The sequence below is a fragment of the Pseudomonas sp. BIGb0381 genome (assembly GCF_024809815.1).
Lineage (GTDB): Bacteria > Pseudomonadota > Gammaproteobacteria > Pseudomonadales > Pseudomonadaceae > Aquipseudomonas.
In genome coordinates, this window is sequence record NZ_JANUEN010000010.1 from 93,471 (window position 1) to 116,105 (window position 22,635).

General features: G+C 61.5%; 17 protein-coding genes. 6 read left to right on the forward strand and 11 right to left on the reverse strand.

The window, feature by feature from the left end:
- The first annotated feature begins 6 nt into the window (after window positions 1-6).
- Window positions 7-420 carry a hypothetical protein gene (locus M2397_RS23690; RefSeq protein ID WP_259244530.1) on the forward strand — a complete coding sequence of 138 codons (414 nt, stop codon included), beginning with the start codon at window positions 7-9 and terminating at the stop codon, window positions 418-420.
- 140 nt (window positions 421-560) lie between these two features.
- On the opposite strand, the gene gabP is transcribed toward M2397_RS23690, so the two are convergent.
- Complete coding sequence (gene gabP, locus M2397_RS23695) at window positions 561-1,952, reverse strand: GABA permease (protein WP_259244531.1); 1,392 nt, start codon at window positions 1,950-1,952, stop codon at window positions 561-563.
- A 556-nt stretch (window positions 1,953-2,508) separates the two neighbouring features.
- Between gabP and M2397_RS23700 the strand changes: the two genes are divergently transcribed.
- The 5 genes from M2397_RS23700 to M2397_RS23720 all read left to right on the forward strand — a co-directional run bounded on the left by M2397_RS23700 (window position 2,509) and on the right by M2397_RS23720 (window position 6,672).
- Window positions 2,509-3,282 (forward strand): ABC transporter ATP-binding protein, encoded by a 774-nt coding sequence (locus M2397_RS23700; protein WP_065925764.1) that lies wholly within the window; start codon window positions 2,509-2,511, stop codon window positions 3,280-3,282.
- Between the two features lie 13 nt (window positions 3,283-3,295).
- The gene (locus tag M2397_RS23705; protein WP_259244532.1) at window positions 3,296-4,048 is read left to right on the forward strand and encodes an ABC transporter substrate-binding protein; all 753 of its coding nucleotides are present in this window, start codon (window positions 3,296-3,298) and stop codon (window positions 4,046-4,048) included.
- A 74-nt stretch (window positions 4,049-4,122) separates the two neighbouring features.
- Window positions 4,123-4,815, forward strand: coding sequence for an ABC transporter permease (locus M2397_RS23710; RefSeq protein WP_259244533.1), 693 nt, complete (start codon window positions 4,123-4,125; stop codon window positions 4,813-4,815).
- Window positions 4,815-5,504: an ABC transporter permease gene (locus M2397_RS23715; protein WP_131696929.1), complete on the forward strand. Its 690-nt coding sequence runs from the start codon at window positions 4,815-4,817 to the stop codon at window positions 5,502-5,504. Before M2397_RS23710 ends, M2397_RS23715 begins: the two co-directional genes overlap by 1 nt.
- Window positions 5,485-6,672, forward strand: a complete 1,188-nt coding sequence (locus tag M2397_RS23720; RefSeq protein WP_184745535.1) for a methyltransferase — start codon at window positions 5,485-5,487, stop codon at window positions 6,670-6,672. Before M2397_RS23715 ends, M2397_RS23720 begins: the two co-directional genes overlap by 20 nt.
- A 241-nt stretch (window positions 6,673-6,913) precedes the next feature.
- On the opposite strand, the gene bcsQ (M2397_RS23725) is transcribed toward M2397_RS23720, so the two are convergent.
- The 10 genes from bcsQ (M2397_RS23725) to bcsQ (M2397_RS23770) all read right to left on the reverse strand — a co-directional run bounded on the left by bcsQ (M2397_RS23725) (window position 6,914) and on the right by bcsQ (M2397_RS23770) (window position 22,528).
- Entirely contained in the window at window positions 6,914-7,849 is a 936-nt protein-coding gene (gene bcsQ, locus M2397_RS23725; protein WP_167655949.1) for a cellulose biosynthesis protein BcsQ, read from the reverse strand.
- Window positions 7,850-8,025: 176 nt separating this feature from the next.
- The gene (locus tag M2397_RS23730; RefSeq protein WP_131696932.1) at window positions 8,026-9,150 is read right to left on the reverse strand and encodes an alginate O-acetyltransferase AlgX-related protein; all 1,125 of its coding nucleotides are present in this window, start codon (window positions 9,148-9,150) and stop codon (window positions 8,026-8,028) included.
- 12 nt (window positions 9,151-9,162) lie between these two features.
- Window positions 9,163-10,578, reverse strand: a complete 1,416-nt coding sequence (locus tag M2397_RS23735; protein WP_131696933.1) for an MBOAT family protein — start codon at window positions 10,576-10,578, stop codon at window positions 9,163-9,165.
- Window positions 10,579-10,595: 17 nt separating this feature from the next.
- Window positions 10,596-11,261, reverse strand: coding sequence for an alginate O-acetyltransferase AlgF (locus tag M2397_RS23740; protein ID WP_167655951.1), 666 nt, complete (start codon window positions 11,259-11,261; stop codon window positions 10,596-10,598).
- Complete coding sequence (locus tag M2397_RS23745; RefSeq protein WP_167655952.1) at window positions 11,261-11,923, reverse strand: SGNH/GDSL hydrolase family protein; 663 nt, start codon at window positions 11,921-11,923, stop codon at window positions 11,261-11,263. The genes M2397_RS23740 and M2397_RS23745 overlap by 1 nt, the downstream gene beginning before the upstream one ends.
- A 16-nt stretch (window positions 11,924-11,939) precedes the next feature.
- Window positions 11,940-15,818 (reverse strand): cellulose biosynthesis protein BcsC, encoded by a 3,879-nt coding sequence (locus M2397_RS23750; RefSeq protein WP_259244534.1) that lies wholly within the window; start codon window positions 15,816-15,818, stop codon window positions 11,940-11,942.
- The gene (bcsZ, locus tag M2397_RS23755) at window positions 15,800-16,996 is read right to left on the reverse strand and encodes a cellulose synthase complex periplasmic endoglucanase BcsZ (protein ID WP_167655954.1); all 1,197 of its coding nucleotides are present in this window, start codon (window positions 16,994-16,996) and stop codon (window positions 15,800-15,802) included. Before bcsZ ends, M2397_RS23750 begins: the two co-directional genes overlap by 19 nt.
- Window positions 16,993-19,266, reverse strand: coding sequence for a cellulose biosynthesis cyclic di-GMP-binding regulatory protein BcsB (gene bcsB / locus M2397_RS23760; protein WP_167655955.1), 2,274 nt, complete (start codon window positions 19,264-19,266; stop codon window positions 16,993-16,995). Before bcsB ends, bcsZ begins: the two co-directional genes overlap by 4 nt.
- Entirely contained in the window at window positions 19,263-21,482 is a 2,220-nt protein-coding gene (gene bcsA, locus M2397_RS23765; RefSeq protein WP_167655956.1) for a UDP-forming cellulose synthase catalytic subunit, read from the reverse strand. The genes bcsB and bcsA overlap by 4 nt, the downstream gene beginning before the upstream one ends.
- Window positions 21,479-22,528, reverse strand: coding sequence for a cellulose biosynthesis protein BcsQ (gene bcsQ / locus M2397_RS23770; RefSeq protein WP_405046497.1), 1,050 nt, complete (start codon window positions 22,526-22,528; stop codon window positions 21,479-21,481). The genes bcsA and bcsQ (M2397_RS23770) overlap by 4 nt, the downstream gene beginning before the upstream one ends.
- Window positions 22,529-22,635: the final 107 nt, after the last annotated feature.

Genomic DNA, 22,635 nt, shown 5'->3' on the forward strand with positions numbered 1-22,635 from the left:
GAGCCCATGGCCTCGCCGAACAAACAGCAAAAACGTGCCCACCGGGCCAAGGCCAAGGCCAAGCAGAACCGCACCCAACGCGCCGTCGCGAGCAAGCCGGATGCATTTTCCGGCGATGACGACCGGATTGACCTTGAGTCGGTGGATTTGACCGAGCTGTTCGTCGAGATGCGCACCGCCGGCGAGACCAGCCAGCAGGCCCTCTGCGCGGTATTCCTGGCCCACCCCCTGCTCGCGCTGGTGCTGGAGCAGGAAGGCGAAGAAGAAGCCACCGACTTTATCCTGGCGGCACTGATCGAGTATCGGCAGTGGGCCACGGACAGCGACGATGAAACCGCCGCACTGGCGTGGATTGAATCGCCGCAGTTCCAGGCCGATTACGTCGCCGCATCCCAGGCGCTCACCAACTCCCAAGACTGACGCAAAACAAAATGTGGGAGGGGGCTTGCCCGCGATAGCGTGGTATCAGTCAATTAGATGTCGACTGACGCACCGCTATCGGGGGCAAGCCCCCTCCCACATTTGAACTGCGGCGCAATCAAGCACCGCATTCCATCACATCAATTCAGCACCACAGCGCCTGCTCTCTGCGCCTTGCGACGGCTCGACACAAACAACCCCGCCGCCACCACCAGCAAGCTCAAGACCCCAGTCGCGATGATCTCGACCCGGTGCGCTTCCTGGAACAGCATGATGGTCAACGTGCCGACGATAAACACCATCACCGCGTAGGTCAGGCCTGGGAACAGCCACATTTTGAAGACAATTTTCTCGCCCGCAGCCATGCGTTTCTGACGCATGCGCAGTTGCGACACTGCAATCACCAGGTACACCAGCAGCGCGATGGCGCCGGAGCTGGCCAGCAGGAATTCGAACACCGCAGCCGGTGCCACGTAGTTGGCAAATACTGCCAGGAACGCCGCGCCAGTGGACAGCAACACCGCCCAGTAAGGCGTGCCGCTTTTGTTGGTGCGCTTGGACACGGCCGGTGCATCGCCGCGACGACCCAGGGAGAACAGCATGCGCGAAGCGGTATACAGCGCCGAGTTCAGGCAGCTGGTCACGGCAACCAAGACCACCAGGTCGACGATCAGCTTGGCGTTCGGAATACCCATGCGTTCCAGCACGGTCTGGTAGGAACCTACGGCCGCCAGGGTCGGATCATTCCAAGGCACCAGGGACACGACGATGAAGATCGACAACAGGTAGAACAAGCCAATCCGCCAGATCACCGAGTTGGTGGCCTTGGTGATTTGCTGGCCCGGGTTCTTCGATTCGGCTGCAGCGATGGTGACGATCTCGGTGCCCATAAAGGAGAACATGGTGGTCAGGATCGCCGCTAATACCGCGCCCATGCCGTTGGGCATAAAGCCTTGGGTGTCGAAAAGGTGCGAAACGCCGCTGACCTGGCTGGTCGGCAGGAAGCCGAAAATCGCCGCCAGGCCGAGGATCACAAAACCTACGATCGCCACGACCTTGATCAACGCAAACCAGAACTCGAACTCACCGTAGTTCTTCACGCTGAACAGATTGGTAGCCGTCAGCAGCAGGGTGATGATCAGCGTGAAGGCCCAGATGGCCACATCCGGGAACCAGGCGTGGAGAATGGTCGCGGCGGCGTTGGCTTCCAACGGAATCACCAGCACCCAGAACCACCAGTACAGCCAGCCGATAGTAAAACCGGCCCAGTGACCGATCGCACGGTCGGCATAGGTGGAGAACGAACCGGTGTCCGGCGACGCCACGGCCATTTCGGCCAGCATGCGCATCACCAATACCACCAGCGTACCCGCTGCGGCATACGCCAGCAGGACCGCAGGGCCGGCGGCAGCAATCGCGTGGCCGGAGCCGACAAACAAACCGGCACCAATGACGCCGGCAATCGACAGCATGGTGACGTGACGCGGTTTGAGCCCCTGTTCGAGGTCATTGGAGCTTTGCGTACTACTCATTGACACACCTTTGCGAGGAATTGCGAAAACGGTCCGCCCGGCCTGGGCTCTTCCTCGTGAAAAGAAACCAACAGGGCGTTCTTTATTTTTTACGCAAGATTTGCGCCAAAATGTTACAAGACCGCGATTGACGCGGCCTGTAGGACGATTCAACAGTCATCGCAAGTCATTGAGAACAATGGCATTTCGCTATAGCGTTACCGTGCGACTCACTTTCAACACGAACAAACGCACCAAAAGCACACACAAAAAGTACACCGCGCGCCATAAAAGGGCCGATAGGTACCGTTTGCCCGTTTAACCCTTCCAACACCCGTCCAAAGCTGGCACCATCGCGCCCTTTTTTACGCGAAGCCTGCGGGATTCACGGGTTCAAACGGTTGTTCGGTTGTTGATGGCGCGACACCCTGCTGTACCGATGCGACACCCTGCCGCACACCGCCCGTTTACCGCCCGCCGCGCTGTTGGCCGCCATCAAGACGCTATGCTAGCTTGGCGCCTCGCCAGGAAGGCGGCCCAACAGCGAAGATCGCAATGAACACAATGAGGACCCCACATGGCCGAGGCCACGCCCGCGCTTGAAATCCGCAACTTGCATAAACGCTATGGTGAGCTGGAGGTACTCAAAGGTATCTCGCTGACCGCTCGCGACGGCGATGTGATCTCGATCCTGGGTTCCTCCGGTTCCGGCAAGTCCACGTTCCTGCGCTGCATCAACCTGCTGGAAAACCCGCACCAGGGCCAGATCCTCGTGGCCGGCGAAGAACTCAAGCTCAAGGCCGCGAAAAACGGCGAGCTGATGGCCGCCGACGGCAAGCAGATCAACCGCCTGCGCAGCGAAATCGGTTTTGTGTTTCAAAACTTTAACCTGTGGCCACACATGAGCATCCTCGACAACATCATCGAGGCCCCTCGTCGCGTGCTCGGCCAAAGCAAGGCCGAGGCAATAGAAGTGGCCGAAGCCCTGCTGGACAAGGTCGGCATCGCCGACAAGCGCCACGCCTACCCCGCGCAATTGTCCGGCGGCCAGCAACAACGGGCCGCCATCGCGCGCACCCTGGCGATGCAGCCCAAGGTCATCCTGTTCGACGAGCCCACTTCAGCCCTTGACCCGGAAATGGTCCAGGAAGTACTTAATGTGATCCGCGCGCTGGCCGAAGAAGGCCGCACCATGCTGCTGGTCACCCACGAAATGGGCTTCGCCCGTCAGGTCTCCAGTGAAGTGGTGTTCCTCCACCAGGGCCTGATCGAAGAGCAAGGATCGCCACAGCAGGTGTTTGAAAACCCGCTTTCGGCGCGCTGCAAACAATTCATGTCCAGCAACCGCTAACGGAGCAACATGCATGCAGAACTATAAAAAATTCCTTCTGGCCGCGGCCGTCTCGATGGCGTTCAGCGCCACGGCCATGGCAGAAACCTTGACCATGGGGATCGAAGCGGCCTACCCGCCGTTCAACAACAAAGACGCCAGCGGCAACGTGGTCGGCTTCGACAAAGACATCGGCGACGCCCTGTGCGCGAAGATGAAAGTCGAGAAGTGCGACGTGTATGTGTCCGACTGGGACGGCATCATCCCGGCCCTGAATGCCAAGAAGTTCGACTTCCTGGTGTCCTCGCTGTCGATCACCGACGAGCGCAAGCAAGCCGTCGACTTCACCGACCCGTACTACTCCAACAAGCTGCAGTTCATCGCACCTAAAGCCACCGCAGACTTCAAGACTGACGCCGGCTACCTGAAGGGCAAGATCATCGGCGCACAGCGCGCAACGCTGGCCGGCACGTACCTGGAAGACAAGCTGCCTGACACCGAAGCCAAGCTCTACGACACCCAGGAAAACGCCTACCTCGACCTGACGTCCGGCCGCCTCGACGGCATCCTCGCCGACAAGTACGTGCAGTACGAATGGCTCAAGAGCAAAGACGGGCAGGCCTACGAGTTCAAGGGCGACCCGGTTGTAGAGAGCGACAAGATCGGGATCGCCGTACGCAAGGGCGACCCCCTGCGCGAGCGCCTGAACAAAGCCCTGGCAGAGATCAAGGCAGACGGCACCTACAAGAAGATCAACGACAAGTACTTCCCGTTCAGCATCGAATGATCTGAACGGCCTGCCCGGCGCGCGCCTTTGAGCGCGCCGGCTTTCAGCAATGCCTGCCGCGATATGAAAACACCATGAATTTCGATCTCTACGGATTCGGCCCGGCGCTCGCTGCCGGCGCGCTGATGACCGTCAAACTGGCGCTCACGGCATTATGCCTGGGGCTGGTACTCGGCCTCGCCGGTGCCCTGGCCAAGACTTCCCCGTACAAGCCGTTGCAATGGCTGGGCGGTACTTACTCGACAATCGTTCGCGGTGTGCCGGAACTGCTGTGGGTGCTGCTGATTTACTTCGGCACGATCAACGCCATGCGATCACTGGGTGAGTTGCTCAACATTCCCGACCTATCCCTCAGCGCCTTTGCCGCTGGCGTCATCGCGCTCGGCCTGTGTTTCGGCGCCTACGCCACGGAAGTGCTGCGTGGCGCGATCATCTCCATTCCCAAAGGCCACCGCGAAGCGGGTGTGGCGCTGGGCCTGTCGAAGTTTCGTATCTTTACCCGATTGATCATGCCGCAGATGTGGCGCATCGCCCTGCCGGGGCTGGGCAATCTGTTCCTGATCCTGATGAAAGATACCGCGCTGGTCACGGTCATCGGCCTCGAAGAAATCATGCGCCATGCGCAGATCGCCGTAACCGTCACTAAACAGCCTTTCACCTTCTATATGGTCGCCGCGTTCATCTACCTGGCCCTGACGTCGCTGTCGATGGTGGCTATGCACTTCCTGGAACAACGCGCCGCCCGCGGCTTCGTGAGGACGACGTAATGGAATGGGAAGTCATCATCAAGTGGCTGCCGAAGTTTATCCAGGGCGCCATCCTGACCCTGGAACTGGTGAGCATCGCTGTGATCCTCGGCCTGATCCTGGCCATCCCGCTGGGCATCGCGCGCTCGTCCAGGCACCTGTCTGTGCGCGCCCTGCCCTACGCCTACATCTTTTTCTTTCGCGGTACGCCGCTGCTGGTGCAATTGTTCCTGGTCTATTACGGCCTGGCTCAATTCGAAAGCATCCGCTCAAGCTTCATGTGGACGTACCTGCGCGACCCGTTCTGGTGTGCCACCGCCACCATGACGCTGCATACGGCGGCCTATATCGCCGAGATCCTGCGGGGCGCCATCCAGGCCATTCCGCCGGGGGAAATCGAAGCAGCCCGTGCGTTGGGCATGTCCAGGCCCAAGACGCTGTTCTACATCATCCTGCCCCGGGCCGCGCGCATCGGGCTGCCGGCCTACAGCAACGAAGTCATCCTGATGCTCAAGGCCAGCTCGCTGGCGAGCACCGTGACCCTGCTGGAGCTGACCGGCATGGCCAGGACGATCATCGCGCGCAACTACCTCACCGTGGAGATGTTCTTCACCGCCGGCGTGTTCTACCTGCTGATCTCCTTCCTGCTGGTGCGCGGCTTCAAACTGCTGGAACGCTGGCTGCGCGTCGATGCCTGCCAGGGACGTTGAAGCCCGCTTCAAGGCGCTGGATGCGTTTCTGATCGAGCACCAAGGGCTGTGGCGACCACGGCCCTTTATTCATCGGCAATTGCCTTGGGAAACCGAGCATCCGGAACTGGCCCGGTGGCTGCGTCAACGCTCGTTATCCGACGCAGAAACCAGCCATAACCACCCCCACACACTGCCGGCGCCCGCACCGTTTCCCACACTGGCCCGCGAAGCCTTGCGTCTCAGTGCTGTGGATAAGTTACCGACGCAGCCCCTGCAACCAGCTGCGCACCGCCTGAATGTCGACGTACCCGGGCGCAAATGGCAGCAAATCGAAGCCTTCGGCGCCGCGCTGCAGTTTGCGCAAACACCCCGGCATTGGCTGGATTGGTGCGCCGGCAAGGGCCACCTCGGCCGCCGCCTGTTGCACACAGGCCAACAGCTGACCTGCCTGGAATACGACCCGGCGCTGATCGCGGCAGGCCAGGCCTTGAGCGACCAGCATGGATTGCCCGTCACCCATCGCCTGCAAGACGTGATGGCCGATGTGGCGCTCGGCCCCGAACACACGCCTGTCGCTCTGCACGCCTGCGGTGACCTGCACGTGCGTCTGCTGCAAGTAGCCAGTGCCGTCGGCTGCAAACAGCTGGCGCTGGCGCCCTGCTGCTATAACCGCATCAACGCGTCGACTTACCAGCCGCTTTCCAATGCGGGCCGTGCTTCACGTTTGCAACTATCGGTTGATGACCTTGGCCTGCCGCTGAGCGAAACCGTCACCGCGGGTAAACGCGTGCGCCGGCAACGGGACATGTCGATGGCCCGCCGCCTGGGTTTCGATCAGTTGCAACGCCAGTTACGCGGCTGCGACGACTACCTGCCCACACCGTCCCTGCCCGCCAGCTGGCTGGACAAACCCTTTGCTGATTACTGCCGGGAGCTGGCGGGTGTTAAAGGGTTATCCACAGATGAGCAGGATTGGCCGGTGTTGGAAGCCTATGGCTGGCAGCGCTTGGCCGAAGTCAGAAACCTGGAACTGGTGCGTGGTCTGTTTCGGCGCCCGCTGGAGTTATGGCTGGTGCTGGATCGGGCACTGTTTTTGGCCGAGCACGGCTACAGGGTAGAAGTTGGGATCTTCTGCGAAACGACACTGACACCGCGCAACTTGTTGGTGCTCGCCGAGCGCGATTAGGGGGCAAAATTGTCGCACCCCAACCTGTGGATAACTCTGTTGATGAATTTTGTACGGAGCCTGTATCCACCTACGCTACAGCCCAAATGCCATGCTGTTCATTTTTTACTCACAAAATAAAGTGCACGTAAAACAGGCAGTTGCGGCGAGTTGAGAACGGCTCCACAAAAAAGTTGTTTCATGACCCAGGCATTCAACCGATTGTGCATAAGCATCTGGCGCTAAGCCTTTAAACCGCCATTTACAGACATTTTTTGCGAGCAATCAGTAGTCGGCAAAGGTCGTTGATATCGTCCGCAGCCAAGCCCAATGCCTGGCTGTCCAATGGGTCGGTTCCGAATGCCAGCGCTTCACTGATCGATGTGTCGCGGTGCACCTCCAGCGGCTCTTTCGCGCCCAGACGCTGCTTGAACGCCTCGACCATATCCAGGCTGAAGGCATTGCCCTCGTCCAGTTGGTTGATCAAGAAGTGAACGTGCGGCGGGCGCTCACGCTCAAGGTGGGGCGCCAGCAGCCCATTAAGTTGGTCCAGAGTGCCCAGGGAAGCGGCGTCAGGCTGCGCAACCACCAACACCACATCGGCCACGCTGAGGGCTTGATGAAAGTAAACGTTATGACCGGCGGGGGTATCGATGATCACCGTATGCCGGGCACTCAAGCCCATGGTCGAGAGGTGCTGGGCCAGCCAGTCCGGCTCGTTTTTGAGCCAGCGCTGCAGGTCTTCCTGTTGCTGCATGTCGGTTTCACCAAAGGGGAGCACGCGACTGCCGAAAAAACCGGGCTGCTGGATGTTCTCCCACTGCCCATGTCGCAGACTGGTCAGGCCGATACCCGGCACGCAAGGGCTGACCCCGAAGTGCAAACGCAAGGCGTTCTGAGGGTCCAGGTCCACCGCTACCACCGACTCGCCATGGCGCTGTAAGCCACTGCTCAAGGCCGCCGCCAAGGTGCTTCGTCCGACCCCACCATTGACCGACACCAACGCAACCACACACGGATGCCGCGCAGCCTTATTCAACGGATGGGACTGCTCATTGACACCGGAAGTTGGTGGAGGAAACGGGGTGCCGTCATCCACGGGGACGCTGCCGAAAAAGTGCATTCGCGCATTCAGCCCTTGGGGATCGAGGCTGACGTCTTTGCCCAGCAGAACCAGAAGACCGTCGGTGAAGCTCATAGCGCAATCCTCATCACGGCGAAGCTTAAAGACGTGAAAAGGTCAGCTGATACGACTGCTTACCGCAGGTCTTTTTGTGGTCGCCCTTGTGCGAGCAGTCTGCTTCAAGCTCGCCAAGGTGTCATTATTTTGATCCTTTCGCTGTTTATTTTTTAGACAGACGGCAAGCCGTCAAATTACTGACCAAGCGTGATGATGTCATACGGCGTTTGCAGGTCGCGCTCTGGAATCTCCCAGATCAACAACTTAGGCGGGGTTTGCCGGAACGCTGGGCTGTCGAAGTACGCCTTGGCCGCGCCGGAAAATTCGCCGCCATCCTTGCTGAAATTGCCTACCGGCGCATTCAGAGCTTTTTGCAGGAAGCCCACAAAGTTCGAATTGCGCGAGAACGAGGTACCGATCAGCGCCACATTGGGCAGGCCGGCGTCGCCGAACAGGTCATCGGCACTGCTGGTGGCACCGCCGCTTTCGTGAGCGGAACTGGCCGCGACCGATTCCCCTGGCGGCTGCAACTTGGGTGGCAACCAGTCGAGACCGGCCAGGCGCACCAGGTCTCCCGGGCGCACGGCGAGCGGCGCCTGGGTAATCTCGAAGGCTTGCTCGGGCGTGGCCTGGATGCCACGTTGCCGGATGCGTTGTACCAGGGCCTTGGCCCCCGCGTTTGAGCCGATTTCGCTCCAGTGGGTGTCGGTACGCAGGTACGCTTCCGGGCCCAGCGGCTTAAGGGTGTCGGTCAGGTCGAGTGCTGATACGCCAGCCGCCTGCAACGTGGCGGTCCAAGCCTGGATGCGGCCATCAAGCGCCGCAGGACGGTACAGACCGCAACGTTGGGCGGCGGCGATACGGCTCTTGTCCGGCACCACCACCACTTGCAGGTCGATGCCCTTTTTGCCCAGTTGCTGCTGCAAGGCGATCACCGCCTGGGCCTTGGTCTGTGCATTGGCCTCGGCATGGCGGTTGATGCGCAGTTCATCGCTGATAAACAGCCAGCCTGGGCAACCCTGGCGCACACGCGGCCCGGTGTCGCCGAACGCCAGCCAACTGGTCCCACGCTCCAGGTTGGCAGCCTGGATCGCCATCGGCGCCTTGGCCAGTTCCTTGGCGAAACGGTGGGTCAACTCACCGTGCAGCAGCATGTCGCTGTCGATCTTGGCGGGCAAGAAGCTGATCGGCCCCTTCACCATCAGCCAGGCACAGGACAGCAGCCCCGCCGCCAGGAAGGGCACCAGCACCCAGGCCGCCAGGGGGCTGGTGCGAACGGCCAAATCGCTCGGAGGAGTCGGCGCGGTAGGAGCGGGCATGGTCGGGCGTCCTTAGAACTGAAAGTACAGAAACGGTACAGCGTCGCGGCTGGCGATCAGCGCGAACGACAACAAAAACCCGGCCACCGGCCACAACGAAGCAGCCACCACAAACCAGGGCTGGGTACCGAAACGCTGCTCGCAACGCACCTGCCAGATCGGCGCAATGATGCACACCAGGCCCAGCAACGCCGCCATGCCGTGGGCCGGGCGCATGGCCACGGCCATTGCGTCACCCAGGGCGACGCCATGCATACCGAACTGGCCGGCGTACATGGTCAGTGCCGAATGGAAGTCCGGCGCGCGGAACAAGGTCCAGGCCAGGCACACAAACAGCAGCGTCAGGATGTGCGACAGCACCGGCGGAATGCGCGGCAGGCTCGACCGCGACCAGGCGCGATCCACACACAGCGCGATACCATGTGCCGCCCCCCACAACAGGTAGTTCCAGCTGTCGCCGCCGTGCCACAACCCGGCGATCGCCATGGTCAGGAACAGGTTGCGATAGGTGCGCCACACGCCGTCGCGGTTACCGCCCAGGGCGATATACAGGTAGTCGCGCAACCAACTGGACAACGACAAGTGCCAACGACGCCAGAAGTCCTGGATGCTGCTGGCCAGGTACGGCCGGTTGAAGTTTTCCGGGAAGTGAAAGCCCAGCATCAGGCCCAGGCCGATAGCCATGGCGCTGTAGCCGGCGAAGTCGAAGAACAGTTGCAGCGAATAGGCCAGGCAACCGACCCATGCATCCACCAGACTCGGGTTTTCGAGGTGGAAGGCAATGTCCACCAACGGCGACAAGGTGTCAGCCACCAGCACTTTCATGCCCATGCCGATCATGAAACGACGCGCGCCCAGAGAGAAGTTCGGCCAGTTGAAATAACGCTGGTTCAGCTCGCGACGGACCCAGTCGTAACGAATGATCGGGCCTGCAATCGAGTGACCGAACATCGAAATGTACGTGGCGTAATTGATGAAGCTGCGCTCCACCGGCACCGTATGACGGTGCACGTCCACCAGGTAGGAAATCGCCTGCAACACGATGAACGACAGACCGGCCGGCAAGGCCACGCGCTGCCAATCCAGCGGCATGGCGCCGTACCAGGTGATCACCTCGCTCACGGTGCCGGCGACGATGTTGGCGTACTTGTACCAACACAGCACCGCCGTGTTGAACACGATCAACGCAATCAACAGGCGCACCCGGCCTTTGCCGTCCTCACGGGAGCGGTCCACCAGCAGGCCGCCGACCCATGCCACCACGGTCAACACCATGTGCAGGAACAGGAACAGCGGGCTCAGCCAGCCATAGAACAACCAGCTGCCGATCAACAGGATGACATTGCGCCAGCTCGGACGAGCCAGGGCATAAATCAACAGGAAGGCCGGCAGGAACAGCGTGAGAAATTCGAGTGAGGCAAAGACCATGGTGGTGTCGGGCCCGATCAGTTAGCGAGCGAATCAGGCGCGAACAACAACCGTGAGCCCGTTGCGGATGGCAGTGCCAATACGCTGTAGCGCTCGCCTGCCTTGAGGCTGAAGGTCAGTGGTTGGCCGACCGACGCACCGGCGCACTTGAGCTGCACCGACAGCTCCACCGGGTTGATCATGCGGCGCTGCACCGCACCTTCAGCCACCTTCTTGAACAGCTCGGCTTTTTGCGCCACGGCTTCCAGGCTGGCGTCGGCGCACGCGGCGTCGGCATTGATAAAGGCCAGGGAGGCTTTCAAGGCGTTGAAGTCGTCCGGTTGCTCATGGATCACCACCTGGCGAAGACCGCCCTTGGCATCAGCCACCGCCACCACCGTCGCGAATTCGCCCGGGGCCACAGTGACCGCTAGGTCGGCGGTCTTGCCGCCCTGGCTCAACACGCCCTTAATGGGCGCACTGCCGCCCGACACAGGCAGGTAATCGGAAACTCGCTTGTCACCCGCCAATACCAGGCTGGCCTTGGAACCTTCGGCGACCAGTTTCAATTCGCTGTCAGTACCATTGGCAAAACGCAGGAACGCCGAGTCCTTTTCCGGCCCGGTGGGGTACAGCGGAATGTCGGCGCTCCAGGCACTGACGCTGGCGAGCAAGGTCGCAAGACCCAGGGTGATGCGCATCATCACTTGGCTCCCTTCACAGCGTCTGCCGGCAATGTCGACAGTGCACCGCCAATGGCCTTGGCCCACTTCTGGTAGCCATCGATGGTGAAATGCTGACCGTCAGTGGTGATCCATTCACCTGGCTTGGAGAAGGTCAGCGAATCGATATAGGTGCACGGCGCCACGTTGGTCGCGAGAAATTGCGACATCAGCTTGGTACGCGCGTCATCCTTCTTATACATGCTGCCGACCTTGCCCCACGCCGGGCCGACCCATACGCATTTGGTGCCGGTTTCGCTGACAGCCTTTGTCAGCGAAGTCACACTCTTCCACGCCCAAACTTTCGGGAACTGCGGATCAGGGTAAGAGGCCATGGTGTCGCCGATGATGATCACGACGAGGTCCGGCTTGTCCTTGGCGATCAGGTCCTTGACCGGCGTGGTGCTCATGGCGTTTTTGCCGAACACCTGAGGCTTGCCGCCGGGCAATTGCTCGGCTCCACAGTCGACTTTCTTCGGCACGATCCAGTCGGCGGCACCGGCACCGCAGGCACCGATGGTGTGAACCTTGGCGCCTTGCGCGGTGAGGTTGGCTTGCAGCGGGTCCAGCAAATGGTCCGGGAAGCTCAAGTGGCTTTCGCCCAGTACCAGCAGGGTCAGGCCGGCAATTGCAGAAACAGGCATGGATGACTCCTATCAATCAATTCGAATAAGGGGAACGGTAAGGGCTGACCGGCAAGGGCATAGGCCCGCTCAGGTCTTCAAACAGGTAGCGCAGGTACGCGTTGCCAACGTACTGGCGATAGTCCTGGGCGTTGTCGACTCCGACTTCGCCCCCCAGGTAAAAGCGTGAAGTAAGACGGTATTCGGCGGCCGCGTTGAGACTGTAGCCAACGCCGGTCTTGCTGCTGCTGTCGTATTTTTTGGTGGCTGCGTTGCTTTGAAGCGTACTGTCCGTAGGGAAGTAGTCGGCGCCATCTTGCGCGATATGCTGCACGCCCACCGAACTTTTCAACTCGTAGCTGAAGCGGTCGAAGCTCTGCGCCCAGCGAACCGGTACAGCCAGGGAAAAGAAGCGCTGCGGACTGAAGTAGCCGCCATTGCCATAGGTGTAAAAACCCTGATTGTCCTTGAAGCCCATGGCCATGCCGCTGACACCCAGCGTCAAGGTGTCGGTTGGCGTGTTGCGCAGGTACCAATAGACGCCGCTGCCCAGTTCCATACGCGTGTTGTCTTCAACATTATTGCCGAGCAACTGGTGCAGCGAAGCATAGCCGTAGGCCCCCACTTCCTGGTTGTCATAGCTCAGTTCGGCACGCCCGCCGTTGGCGGTGACGCCGCCCCATTTTTTGCGTTCCCCATTGGCGGTCGTGGTTTGCGAACCGGCAAACGACGTCACGCTGTCGGTGACCGGACGCCGCGAAACATTCACCCCATAGCGCAGATTGCCGCCCTCGGTGAACGGTCGATTCACACTCACGCCACCCACCACGGTGCTATAGGTGAAGCCCAGCGGGCTGACGCCGACGTCGGCCTTGACGCCTTGCGCCGGGTCTTCCACGGCGACGGCCAGGCCGACACCGTTCTCTCTCTGGGAACCGTCCGTACCGGTGCCCGCACCAAAGCGCGCTGCCGAGATGGCCTTGACCGTCCCGGAACTCAAACTGACCGGCGTAGCACGCAACGCGACGTTGTAGTCACCCACCGGCATGCGTGCCTCGAACGGCGTCTCCACGTCGGTGATTCGGCTCAGGCCACTTTCACCGTTGTTGCTGCGCACGCTCAAACCTTGCACCAGGTAGCCGCTACGATCACGCAGCAGACCATCGAGGGCACGACGTGCCGGACTCAAGGTCGGGTTATCCAGCGCAGCAATGCGGGTAGGCGGTACAAACGGGTCGCTCAGCTTGCTCGAGGGTGCGAAGCCGGCAGTCACCAGGGTATTCCCGGGCGCCGATACCGGCGCCGGCATCACATTGGCCGGCGCATCGATCGGTGGCGGAACTGCGCCGCGGTCAACGGCCAAATCAGTAATCTGTCGACGCTGGCCAGGCAACCCGACAAACGGGTTGTACGCCACACCTTGCGCATCCGCCAAGGCCGAGCGCGCCTGGACGCGCTGAGTGTTTTCGATGGCCAGGGCGCGACGCAGCAATTCGGCCGCTTCGGCATTGCGGCCCAGGCCTTGGTAGATCTGGCCGGCGGCCGTCAAGGTCTCGGCACTGGTCGGGTCCAGCCGCAGCGCCTTGTCGGTAGCCGACTCAGCCAGGCTGCGATTACCGCCCTTCAAGGCGATCCCCGCAAGGCCCAGTTGCAGGCGCGCGTTATCCGGGTTCTGCTGCACGAGCGGCTCGTAAAGCGCCATAGCTTTCTTGCCGTCGCCACCGTCAGCATACATGCGCGCCAGCACCGCAATGGCCGACGTGTCATGGGGCCGTTGGACCAATGCCGGTGAGAGCATGTCGTAGGCGGCCACCAGGTCGTTCTTCTCGCGCAGCGCATCGGCTTGCTTGACCCGATATTGAAAGATCAGGTCTTCGTAGCGCTGGCGCCCGGCGTCACTCAGCGCCTGGCCCTGTATGTCGCGCAGGATGTCGCCAGCCTCGGTGTAGTGGTTGGCCTTGAGCAGCACACCGGCGTAGAGCAGCTTCTGGTCGGCAGTCGGGTTGGGGGTGTTGTCGAGCACGCCTTGCATGATCTGCAGGCCCTCTTCCGGTGCGCCGACGTCCACATAGGCAGACGCCAGTACCGCCAGCCGCTCCGGCTTTTTACCGGCCAGGGTCGCGCTGCGCCCCAGCAATGCCAGGGCTTCCGGGCGCTGGCCACGGCGAGCGCTCTCAATGGCGATGTCGGTCTGTTTGTGCAGGGCGATGTCACTCGCCAGCTCATTCATATCCGCCGTGCGCTGGCCCGCCGGAATGCGCGACAGCGTCGCGTCTGCGGCTTTCCATTCGTTCAGTTCGACTGACAGCAACGAACTGGTGTACAGCGCGTCCGGCTGGTTGGGTTGACTCTTGAGCAGGCCATCGAGCAAAGCGCGGGCGTTGCGGATTTGCCCGTCGCGCAGGTAAACACGCGCCAGGGCAAAACGGGTCCAGGGATTTTCCGGATCGGCGTCGAGCGCCTGCTGGTAAGCGGCCTGCGCGGCTTTCAAGTCGCCACGCTGGTCGGCCACCTTGCCCATCTGGGTGGCACGCAAGGCTTTGATTTTCACGTTGGAGGACAGCTTGGTGCGATCTGCGGCAGACACCGAATCGATCAGCTTCAAGGCCTCTTCCGGGCGGCCGGATTGCGACAGCACACCGATCAGGCCGTTCAACGCATCCGCATCGCCAGGGTTGCGCGCCAGCACCTTGCGGTAGCTGGCTTCGGAGGCGTCGAATTGATTGTCCTGGGCCTGGAAACCGGCGAGGGCCACGGTAGCATCCGCGCGGCCCGGGTTCAGGCGCTCAGCCTGCGCCGCCAGGTCACGGGCCTGGCTGCTGCGGCCGGCAGTCTGCGCATCCCGAGCCTGCTTCAAAAGGCTCCAGTAACGCACGTCATTCAGGGCTTTTTGCCAGGCTGCACCGCCTGGCAAGCGGGTGGCCTGGACCAGGTAATTTTCCGCCTCGCTGAAGCGCTGCTGCTGTTGGCGGACTACACCCATGCCGCCGAGGGCATCGACATCGTTGGATTTTTCCGCCAGACGTGCCGCCAGCAACGGCTCGGCGGTCTTCAGGTCGCCGTCGTCGAGGGCCTTGAAGGCCTTGACCAGCTTCGGATCACGCTGCCAGCCACCCTCCCCCTTGCCTTGGGCAATGCCCTTGTTCATCAGCGCACGGATCTCGCTGTCATCCGGGTGCTTGGTCAGGAATTCCTGGAATAACGGCACCTGATCACGGTTCGGTGCCCCCAGCCAGACCAGTGCGAAGCGCCAGCCTTCGTCTGCGGCGCCGCCGACTTCGTTGTTGGTCGCCAGACGTGCCATGGCACGGATACCTTCGACACGGGTGCTCGGGTTACGCGCCAGATGCCTGGCCAGGAACAGCGCGGCAATGCCGTCATCCGGCCGCTCACGGGTTACGCGTTGCAGGCCGGCGATACCTTCTGCGGTGCCTTTGGGGGTGAAGGCCAGGGCGTTGTAATACTCACGGGCGATCAAGCCTTGAGGCGGGCGCCCCTGGAAAATCTGGCGATACAGCGCCACGGCCTTTTCGCGTTCTTCGACCGGCTCGCCCAGCTCACGAGCCTGCTCCAGCAATTTGGCATTGGTGGGCGTGCTGACCGCGATATCCTGCTCCAGCAGCAACGCCTGGCGCGGCAGCGGCGAAAGTGCGCGCAGACGGGCCAGGTATTTTTGTGCCTCTTCCGGGTGCTGCTTCTGCACCTGGATCAGTCCCATGCCATACAGCGCGTCCGGCTGTTCGGGGCTCAGGCCCAGCAGTTTTTGCCAGGATTCCGTGGCCCGCTCCGGGTTTTTCTTCGACTGCCAGTAGTAACCCTGCTCGATCAGCAAAGCTTGTGGGTCGGTCGTTGCGGCCAGGCTGACGTTGGACGCCAGGGTGGCCAGTATCGCGAGGGCTAGCGTGTGACGGCGCATGCGCCCTCCCAGAATAATTTGACCGTACCGTCCTGTTCGAAGCGGTACTTTTGATCGGTAAAGCCTTGGCTGAACAGGCTGAGCATGTAGTCGTAATACACCGGCTGATCGCCGTCGGCCGCTGATGCGACCAGAGCCTTGCCCAGCACATCATCCAGCTTGTGTTTTTGCAGTTGAGCCAGGGCGGTTTCGCCGCGTGCCTGGAAGAACACCAGAGCAGATGCCGAGAACCCCAGCGGCGAATAGCCGTTGTTCTTTTCGGCCACACCGGTGAGCACGTGAATCTTCTCCGGTGGCAAGCCATTGGGAGACGCCGCCGTAGCACGCGAAAAACCACCCAACGCCTTGAGCATCGGCGCCGCCAGCGGGTCCCCTTTGGCGGTCATTCCAGCCCACAGGTAAGTGCGGATGGCGTCGTAGCTGCCCAGGTCATCGGAATACGGATCGACCACAAACACCCCGGTGTTTGCACCCGTGGCGCGGTAACCCACCCAGTTGGCGGCGATGCCATGGGGGTTGCTCTTGGGGTCGGCGAGCATTTTGGCGTTGCTCTCAGCCACCTCATTCCAGCCGCCATTGGGGCGTTCTTTGTGGAAGCGTCGCAGTTGCGCCAGCACTTGGTAGCTGGGGTTGAAACGCCACAAACCGTCTGGGTAGCTGTAACCCACCGGCCCCGGCAACAGCATCTTGCCCAGGCCCGGCACGCGTACGATCAAGGTCTTTTCGACATTGGCCAACACCAACTGCGCATCGGCGCGGTACTGCGGCACATTCCATACACGTGCCGCTTCCAGTAGCGCGTAGGCGACCCACAGGTCAGCATCGCTGGCGGAATTGGCGTCGATCAGGCCCCATTCGCCGCTCTGGGTCTTGCCCCACAACCAACCCGGCAGGGTGCGGCTGATGTCGTTGCCGGCCATATTGGCCTTGGTCCAGGTCCAGAGCTTGTCAAACCGCGCGCGGTCGTTGCCCACCAGCGCAAAAAACATCGCGTAGGACTGTCCTTCAGAATTGCTTTCGCTGGGGTTCAGGGACGAATTCAGCACCCGCCCGTCATCCTGCACAAACCGCTTCGCGTAGTTCTGCCACAGTGGCCACTGCGCGTCGCACGTCTGCGCCTGGGCTGCGCCGGCGAAGAGCGCGATGCCCAGCGCAACCCAACCGGCCGGACGCATCATGCCAGCCGCCGTTTTGCACGTGCCCGCAGGGACAGGTAGATCAGGCAAGTGACAATCGCCAGGCCAAGGAAGGTCAATAACAGCATCCAGCCCAAGTTCTGTGACAACTGCCATTGCACCTGCTTGAACAGGCCCAGCTTGCCGACGTAGTACTGCTGGTCAGCCACCAGCGAACTGACTTGCGTACCCTGTACCACTGCGAGGCTGCCCTGGATGGTGTCTTTGAACTGGTCACCGCCGATCAGCACGGCTGTCGCGGCCTGCAGGCCTTCGGGCTTGACGCTGGAGATCAACACCACACTGCGCCCAGCCTTGAGTGGCGACTCGAAACCGGCAAACCAGGTACTGGTTGCCAAGCTATTAAAGCTGAGCGCGGCGTTGGCTGCATGCTTATTGGCTTCGGCGTCAGGACTCACCCAGTTGCTCACGTAGCGCGGCAGGTCAGACAATTTGAAGTGCTGTCGCGGCCCGTCAACGTTGGCCGGCAGATACTGCTGCCACTGCTTGAACAACGGCTGGTCAGCACCGGTGGCGATCACCAGCAGGTCCTTGTCGGCAACGCTTTGCACGTCCTTGGCCTGTACCACTTTGACCGCGGTGGCCGGGTAGCCGGTGGACTCGCCGAAGCGGCCAAGGATGGTGAGGTAGGCACTCAGCTCATCGGTGCCGAAGGTGTCCGGCAATACCACGGCCGACTCGGAAAGGTCCGCCAGGCGGGTGAACGGGAAGCCAGCATCGTTGAACACACCCAGGTTAGGCATGGCGATAAAGTGCTGGTAGCCGGTGATGTCCAGGCTCGAATCCGGGTCGATGGTGCCGCGCATGTTGTCGACAATAATGTCGCGGCATTCACCTTCTTTGATGTAGTCGTACATGAAGCGCAGCTGCAGCTTGGACATCGGCGACGCCGAGCTGATCGGCAGCAGCACAGTGGCTTCGCGCGGCAGCGTGTTGTCTTTCTGCATCATGCTCAGCAGGGTCTTGCCGTCCGCCAGGCTGGTGATCGACGGCAGCGGCATGGACTTCATGAACTGGTCATCCATGCCCACGAGCAGCGAAGAATTAGTCGACACCTGCTGCGGTGTGTAGCGGTATTTAAGATGCAGCGGCACGCCCTCTTCACGCCAGTTGAACAGGTCGGGCGGCAGGCGGAAGTCGACACTGATCGCACCTGGGTTGTAGCCCGAAACGCTGAGTTTTTTCAGCTCGACCAATTCACCCAGGCGCACCGGACGATCGCTGGGCACCCAGTTCGGCGCGTCATAAGGGCGACGCGGTGCCAGGCTTTCGAACTTGTCGATCACCACGCTGCTGCCGGCCAGCACCGGGCTACCCAGTGCCACGGCGGTGGCGGCGCGCTTGAGTTCGGCGCCATCACGGCCCGACACGATCAACAGCTTGCCCTGCGGGTCGTTGGGGTTGGTGATGAGGTTCAGGGTCGGCCCGGTGGCTTGCGCCACTTTGATGCCGTTGACGTCAACCGCGCTTGGGCTCAGCACCAGCACAATGGCGTTGCCCTTGGCCGGTATCGTGCCGTAGGTGGTGGGGAACGTCGCGCCACGGTAACTGGCCAGCGCGCCGAACCACGACGACAAGGTAGCCGCCGCTTCCAGCGTGGCATTGTCCGGTGCGGTAGCAAACACGAACGGCAGGCGGACCTGGCGAGCATCGCGTTTATCGAAGAACGGCAGCGGCAACACCGACAGGTCGTCCTTCAACGGGATCTGCGACACCTGCAGTTTCAGCTCGCTGCTGTTACTGATTTTTGCCCACAAGCTACTGTGCAACGGATCTTCGCAGGACATGGTGTAGTGACCGATGAACTGCACCCGCAAGCGGTTGAATTCGGTGATCAGGTGCGGCGGGATCTGCACCAGTGTCTGTTGCGCAGTGCCCGCGCCTGCTTTGGTCAGCGGGATGCTGGCGGCCACTTCATCATTGACCAGCACGTTGATCTGCGACAGATCCGCCAGTAAGGCCGGCGAGTAGCTGTAGTTGAGCAGCACTTGCGCGCCGGTGACCACCTGGTCGGCGCGGATATCGAAGTTGACGCTGTCGGACGACTCCACACCTTGCAGGTTCATGGCGTCGCGACGCCCCAACTGCCTGAGGGTCAGGTTGTAGCCATCGTCGGCGCCTTGCACGGCCACCGCAGCGGCAGGCGGTTTTTCGGCCGCCTGCAGCAGCGGGCTCAGGCCCAGCAGCGAGGCAGTCATCAACGCGAGTGCCGCACGTACGTGGGCACGCGCAAAAATTGGTGTGGAAGTCATGGCTTGTCCATCAACGTGTCGAGCGGTTGTGAGGGAGTGCGGCGCAAGGCCATTCGCAGTTCATACAGTGTGGCGCGGCACAGGGTGAACAGGCCACCAATGCCAATGCCACCGACTTCACGCAGGGCTGCCAGCGGTGTGTCGGGCTGGCCGGCCCCCCAACTGGCTGCCCAAGTGTCGGCACGGGAAAACGTCAGGCGGACCAGCTCGCTTTGTTCTCGCAGCGACAGGGATTCGAATTGTGCTCCGATCTGCGAACCTTTACTGAATGCGACCCGCGCCTGGAACAGGCTGTCCTGACCGTTTCGCGACAGCACCAGCTGCACCCGTTCGCCCTGGCTAATGGAGTGGCCCTCATCGAGGATCAGGCCAAAGCCATTCTGGGAGAAGTCCTGGGTGACACCGGCGAGTACACGACCGTCGGCGCAGATTACGCTGACCGGCAATTTCGCACTCACCCGCGGTTCGGAACGCACTTGCCGCGTCTCGGACGCCACGGCCACGGCCGCACTGGTGATGATCAAGTTATAGAGGGTCCAGGTCAGGTTGATCGCCACCGTCACGGCAGTGGACGCATCGCCCCAGATCAATTGGTGCACACCGAAACCGATGCCGACCAGGTTCACCAGTAACAGCACCAGGTAAGGGCGCGCCAGCTTCCAGTCGAAGAACTGCTTATCGATGATGCCGCCCTTGTCGGTGACGTTGAAGCCACCGGCCTTGGGGTTGACCAGCGCCACCAGCACCGGCGGCAGGATGTACCAGGCCAGTACGGTCTCGTACACCTCGTTCCAGAACGAGTGCCGGAAGCGGCCCTGGATGCGTGAGTTGGTCAGGCTTGAATGCACCAGGTGCGGCAGTACATAAGCGACGATCATCAGCGCCGAGGCATGGAAAATCTCCGCGCCAAAGACCAAATAGGCCAGCGGCGCGGTGAGGAACACCAAACGCGGCAAACCATAAAAGAAGTGCAACATAGCGTTGGCGTAGCAGATGCGCTGGCCCCACTTGAGGCCCTTGCCCAGCAGCGGGTTGTCGGTGCGGAAGATCTGCGCCATGCCCCGCGCCCAGCGAATCCGCTGGTTGATGTGGCGCGACAGGCTTTCCGTGGCCAGACCCGCGGCTTGCGGGATAGCCAGGTACGCCGTGTTGTAGCCCAGGCGGTTGAGCTTGAGCGCGGTGTGGGCGTCTTCGGTCACGGTCTCGACGGCCACCCCGCCGATTGCCAGCAGCGGCTCACGGCGAATCACCGCACACGAGCCGCAGAAGAAGGTGGCGTTCCACAGGTCGTTGCCGTCTTGCACCAGGCCGTAGAACAGCTCGCCCTCGTTGGGCACGGCGCGGAAGGTGTCGAGGTTCTTTTCGAACGGGTCCGGGGAAAAGAAGAAGTGCGGCGTTTGCAGCATCGCCAGCTTCGGATCCTTGAGGAACCAGCCCAGGCTGACTTGCAGGAAGGAGCGCGTCGGCACGTGGTCGGCGTCGAACAGCGCGATGTATTCGCCGTCGGTGACCTTCAATGCTTCGTTGAGGTTACCGGCCTTGGCGTGGAAGTTATTGTCGCGGCGGATGTAGTTCACGCCGATCTTGCGGCAAAAGTCGCGGAACTCGTCACGGCGACCGTCATCGAGCACGTGGACGCGCAGCTTGTCCTTGGGCCAGTCCATCGCCTGGGCGGCGAAGATGGTCAGTTTTACGATACTCAGCGCTTCGTTATAGGTGGGGATGAACACGTCCACCGTCGGCCATTCTTCCGGCTCGGCCTTGAGCCATACGGGCGTGCGGCGCAGCGGCCAGGCGGTTTGCACGTAGCCGAAGATCAGCACGATCAGGGCGTAGAACTCGGCGGCGACCAGGCCGTAGCCGAAGAACATGTCGAGCCAGGTTTCAAAACCCAGGGTGGAGGTGAGTCGCCAAAACATGTAGCGCAACGAGGCCACCAGCGACAACACCACCAGCGCGAGGATTGCCAGGCGCCCCGGGACCTTGCGCAGCACCAGCACCGCCATGAAGCACACGGCGGCAAACAGGCATTGGCTGTAGAGGTCCAGCGGCGCGCTGATAACGCCCATAAGCAGCAGGGCACCGAGCACGCAACTGGCAAATACCAGCACCGTACGCAGCGCCGCAGGCCAGCGATTGAAGCGCGCGATGGCGCCATTCAGGCGCTGTTCAGCGCGCCCTTCGACGAAGGGCGTGGAAGACGTATTGTCGGTCATGGGAGGTCCGAGTCGATGCGTTCGAGCAAGGTACGGCACAGGGCGTGGACGTCCTGGCAGCCGATACTGTTGACGGTAGGGTCGAGGGGGTCACGCCCGCAGGCCTGGGCTTCGCTGAACGCCAGGTCGCGGTGGACGATGCCCAACAGGGCAGTACCGAGGCGCGTCTTGAACACCTCGGCCATGTCCAGGCTGAACCGGTGGGCGGCGTCCAACTGATTGATCACATAAAAGCGTCGTGGTGGTTTTGCGCGTTGCAGGTATGGCGCCAGCACGCTGTCCATCTGGTCCAGGGTGCTGAACGACGCCACATCCGACTGCACCACCACCAGCACCGCGTCGGCGACCGACATGGCTTGGCGGAGGTACACGGTGTTACCGGCCGGTACGTCGATGATGACCGTGTCCTGGCCGTTCAGTTTAAGGCTGGCCAAACGCTTACCAAGCCACTCGGAATCCTGGCCCAACCAGCGATTCAAGCTCTGCTGCTGCTCGTGGTCAGTGCCACCGAAGGCCACCAGGCGGCAACCGGCAAAGCCGCGCTCGGGCAGGGCTTCCCAGCCTTCGTTAAGCAAGCTGGTGGCGCCGACGCCAGGGATGTCGAGGCCCAGGCACAGGTGGTGACGCAGGGCGTTTTGCGGGTCCAGGTCGAGGGCAAGCGCCGGGTGACCCTGGCGCTGCAAGCCACTGGCAACCGCAGCAGCCAAGGTGCTACGGCCGACGCCGCCTTTGACCGAAACCACCACCACCACTTTCGGCGTGGACGGCTCCGAATACACCTCGCCTTGCGGCCCCTGTACCACTTCGGGCAGGGGCAGGTGGTCGGCGTCGCCATGGTTCAGCTCTTCGAGCAAACGCAACAACGGAGCCGATGGGGCTTCATCTAAAAGAGCTGCCAATGCAGGCAGGGGAGCAACAACCTCCGGGCTTTCCAGGACCTCTACTTCGTCCTCGATGAACTCATGGATAAAGTCGATTTCGCGGTAGCCATTCGGGTTGGCACCCAGCTTGTTGAATAGTTTTGAAATGTCATCTGCTCGACTCACTCACTGCCCCTCCCCACCTGGTTTGCCCTTTAAAGGCGATAAAAAGGTCAGCAATGGGCTGACCTTGTATTTTTATAGTTATGTGTTGGCCGAGGTATTCTGTGATA

What these genes read in the sequence shown, in the direction of transcription:
- M2397_RS23690 (WP_259244530.1), top strand. Translation starts at nt 7, where the DNA reads ATGGCCTCGCCGAACAAACAGCAAAAACGTGCCCACCGGGCCAAGGCC.
- gabP (WP_259244531.1), bottom strand. Translation starts at nt 1,952, where the DNA reads ATGAGTAGTACGCAAAGCTCCAATGACCTCGAACAGGGGCTCAAACCG.
- M2397_RS23700 (WP_065925764.1), top strand. Translation starts at nt 2,509, where the DNA reads ATGGCCGAGGCCACGCCCGCGCTTGAAATCCGCAACTTGCATAAACGC.
- M2397_RS23705 (WP_259244532.1), top strand. Translation starts at nt 3,296, where the DNA reads ATGCAGAACTATAAAAAATTCCTTCTGGCCGCGGCCGTCTCGATGGCG.
- M2397_RS23710 (WP_259244533.1), top strand. Translation starts at nt 4,123, where the DNA reads ATGAATTTCGATCTCTACGGATTCGGCCCGGCGCTCGCTGCCGGCGCG.
- M2397_RS23715 (WP_131696929.1), top strand. Translation starts at nt 4,815, where the DNA reads ATGGAATGGGAAGTCATCATCAAGTGGCTGCCGAAGTTTATCCAGGGC.
- M2397_RS23720 (WP_184745535.1), top strand. Translation starts at nt 5,485, where the DNA reads ATGCCTGCCAGGGACGTTGAAGCCCGCTTCAAGGCGCTGGATGCGTTT.
- bcsQ (WP_167655949.1), bottom strand. Translation starts at nt 7,849, where the DNA reads ATGAGCTTCACCGACGGTCTTCTGGTTCTGCTGGGCAAAGACGTCAGC.
- M2397_RS23730 (WP_131696932.1), bottom strand. Translation starts at nt 9,150, where the DNA reads ATGCCCGCTCCTACCGCGCCGACTCCTCCGAGCGATTTGGCCGTTCGC.
- M2397_RS23735 (WP_131696933.1), bottom strand. Translation starts at nt 10,578, where the DNA reads ATGGTCTTTGCCTCACTCGAATTTCTCACGCTGTTCCTGCCGGCCTTC.
- M2397_RS23740 (WP_167655951.1), bottom strand. Translation starts at nt 11,261, where the DNA reads ATGATGCGCATCACCCTGGGTCTTGCGACCTTGCTCGCCAGCGTCAGT.
- M2397_RS23745 (WP_167655952.1), bottom strand. Translation starts at nt 11,923, where the DNA reads ATGCCTGTTTCTGCAATTGCCGGCCTGACCCTGCTGGTACTGGGCGAA.
- M2397_RS23750 (WP_259244534.1), bottom strand. Translation starts at nt 15,818, where the DNA reads ATGCGCCGTCACACGCTAGCCCTCGCGATACTGGCCACCCTGGCGTCC.
- bcsZ (WP_167655954.1), bottom strand. Translation starts at nt 16,996, where the DNA reads ATGATGCGTCCGGCCGGTTGGGTTGCGCTGGGCATCGCGCTCTTCGCC.
- bcsB (WP_167655955.1), bottom strand. Translation starts at nt 19,266, where the DNA reads ATGACTTCCACACCAATTTTTGCGCGTGCCCACGTACGTGCGGCACTC.
- bcsA (WP_167655956.1), bottom strand. Translation starts at nt 21,482, where the DNA reads ATGACCGACAATACGTCTTCCACGCCCTTCGTCGAAGGGCGCGCTGAA.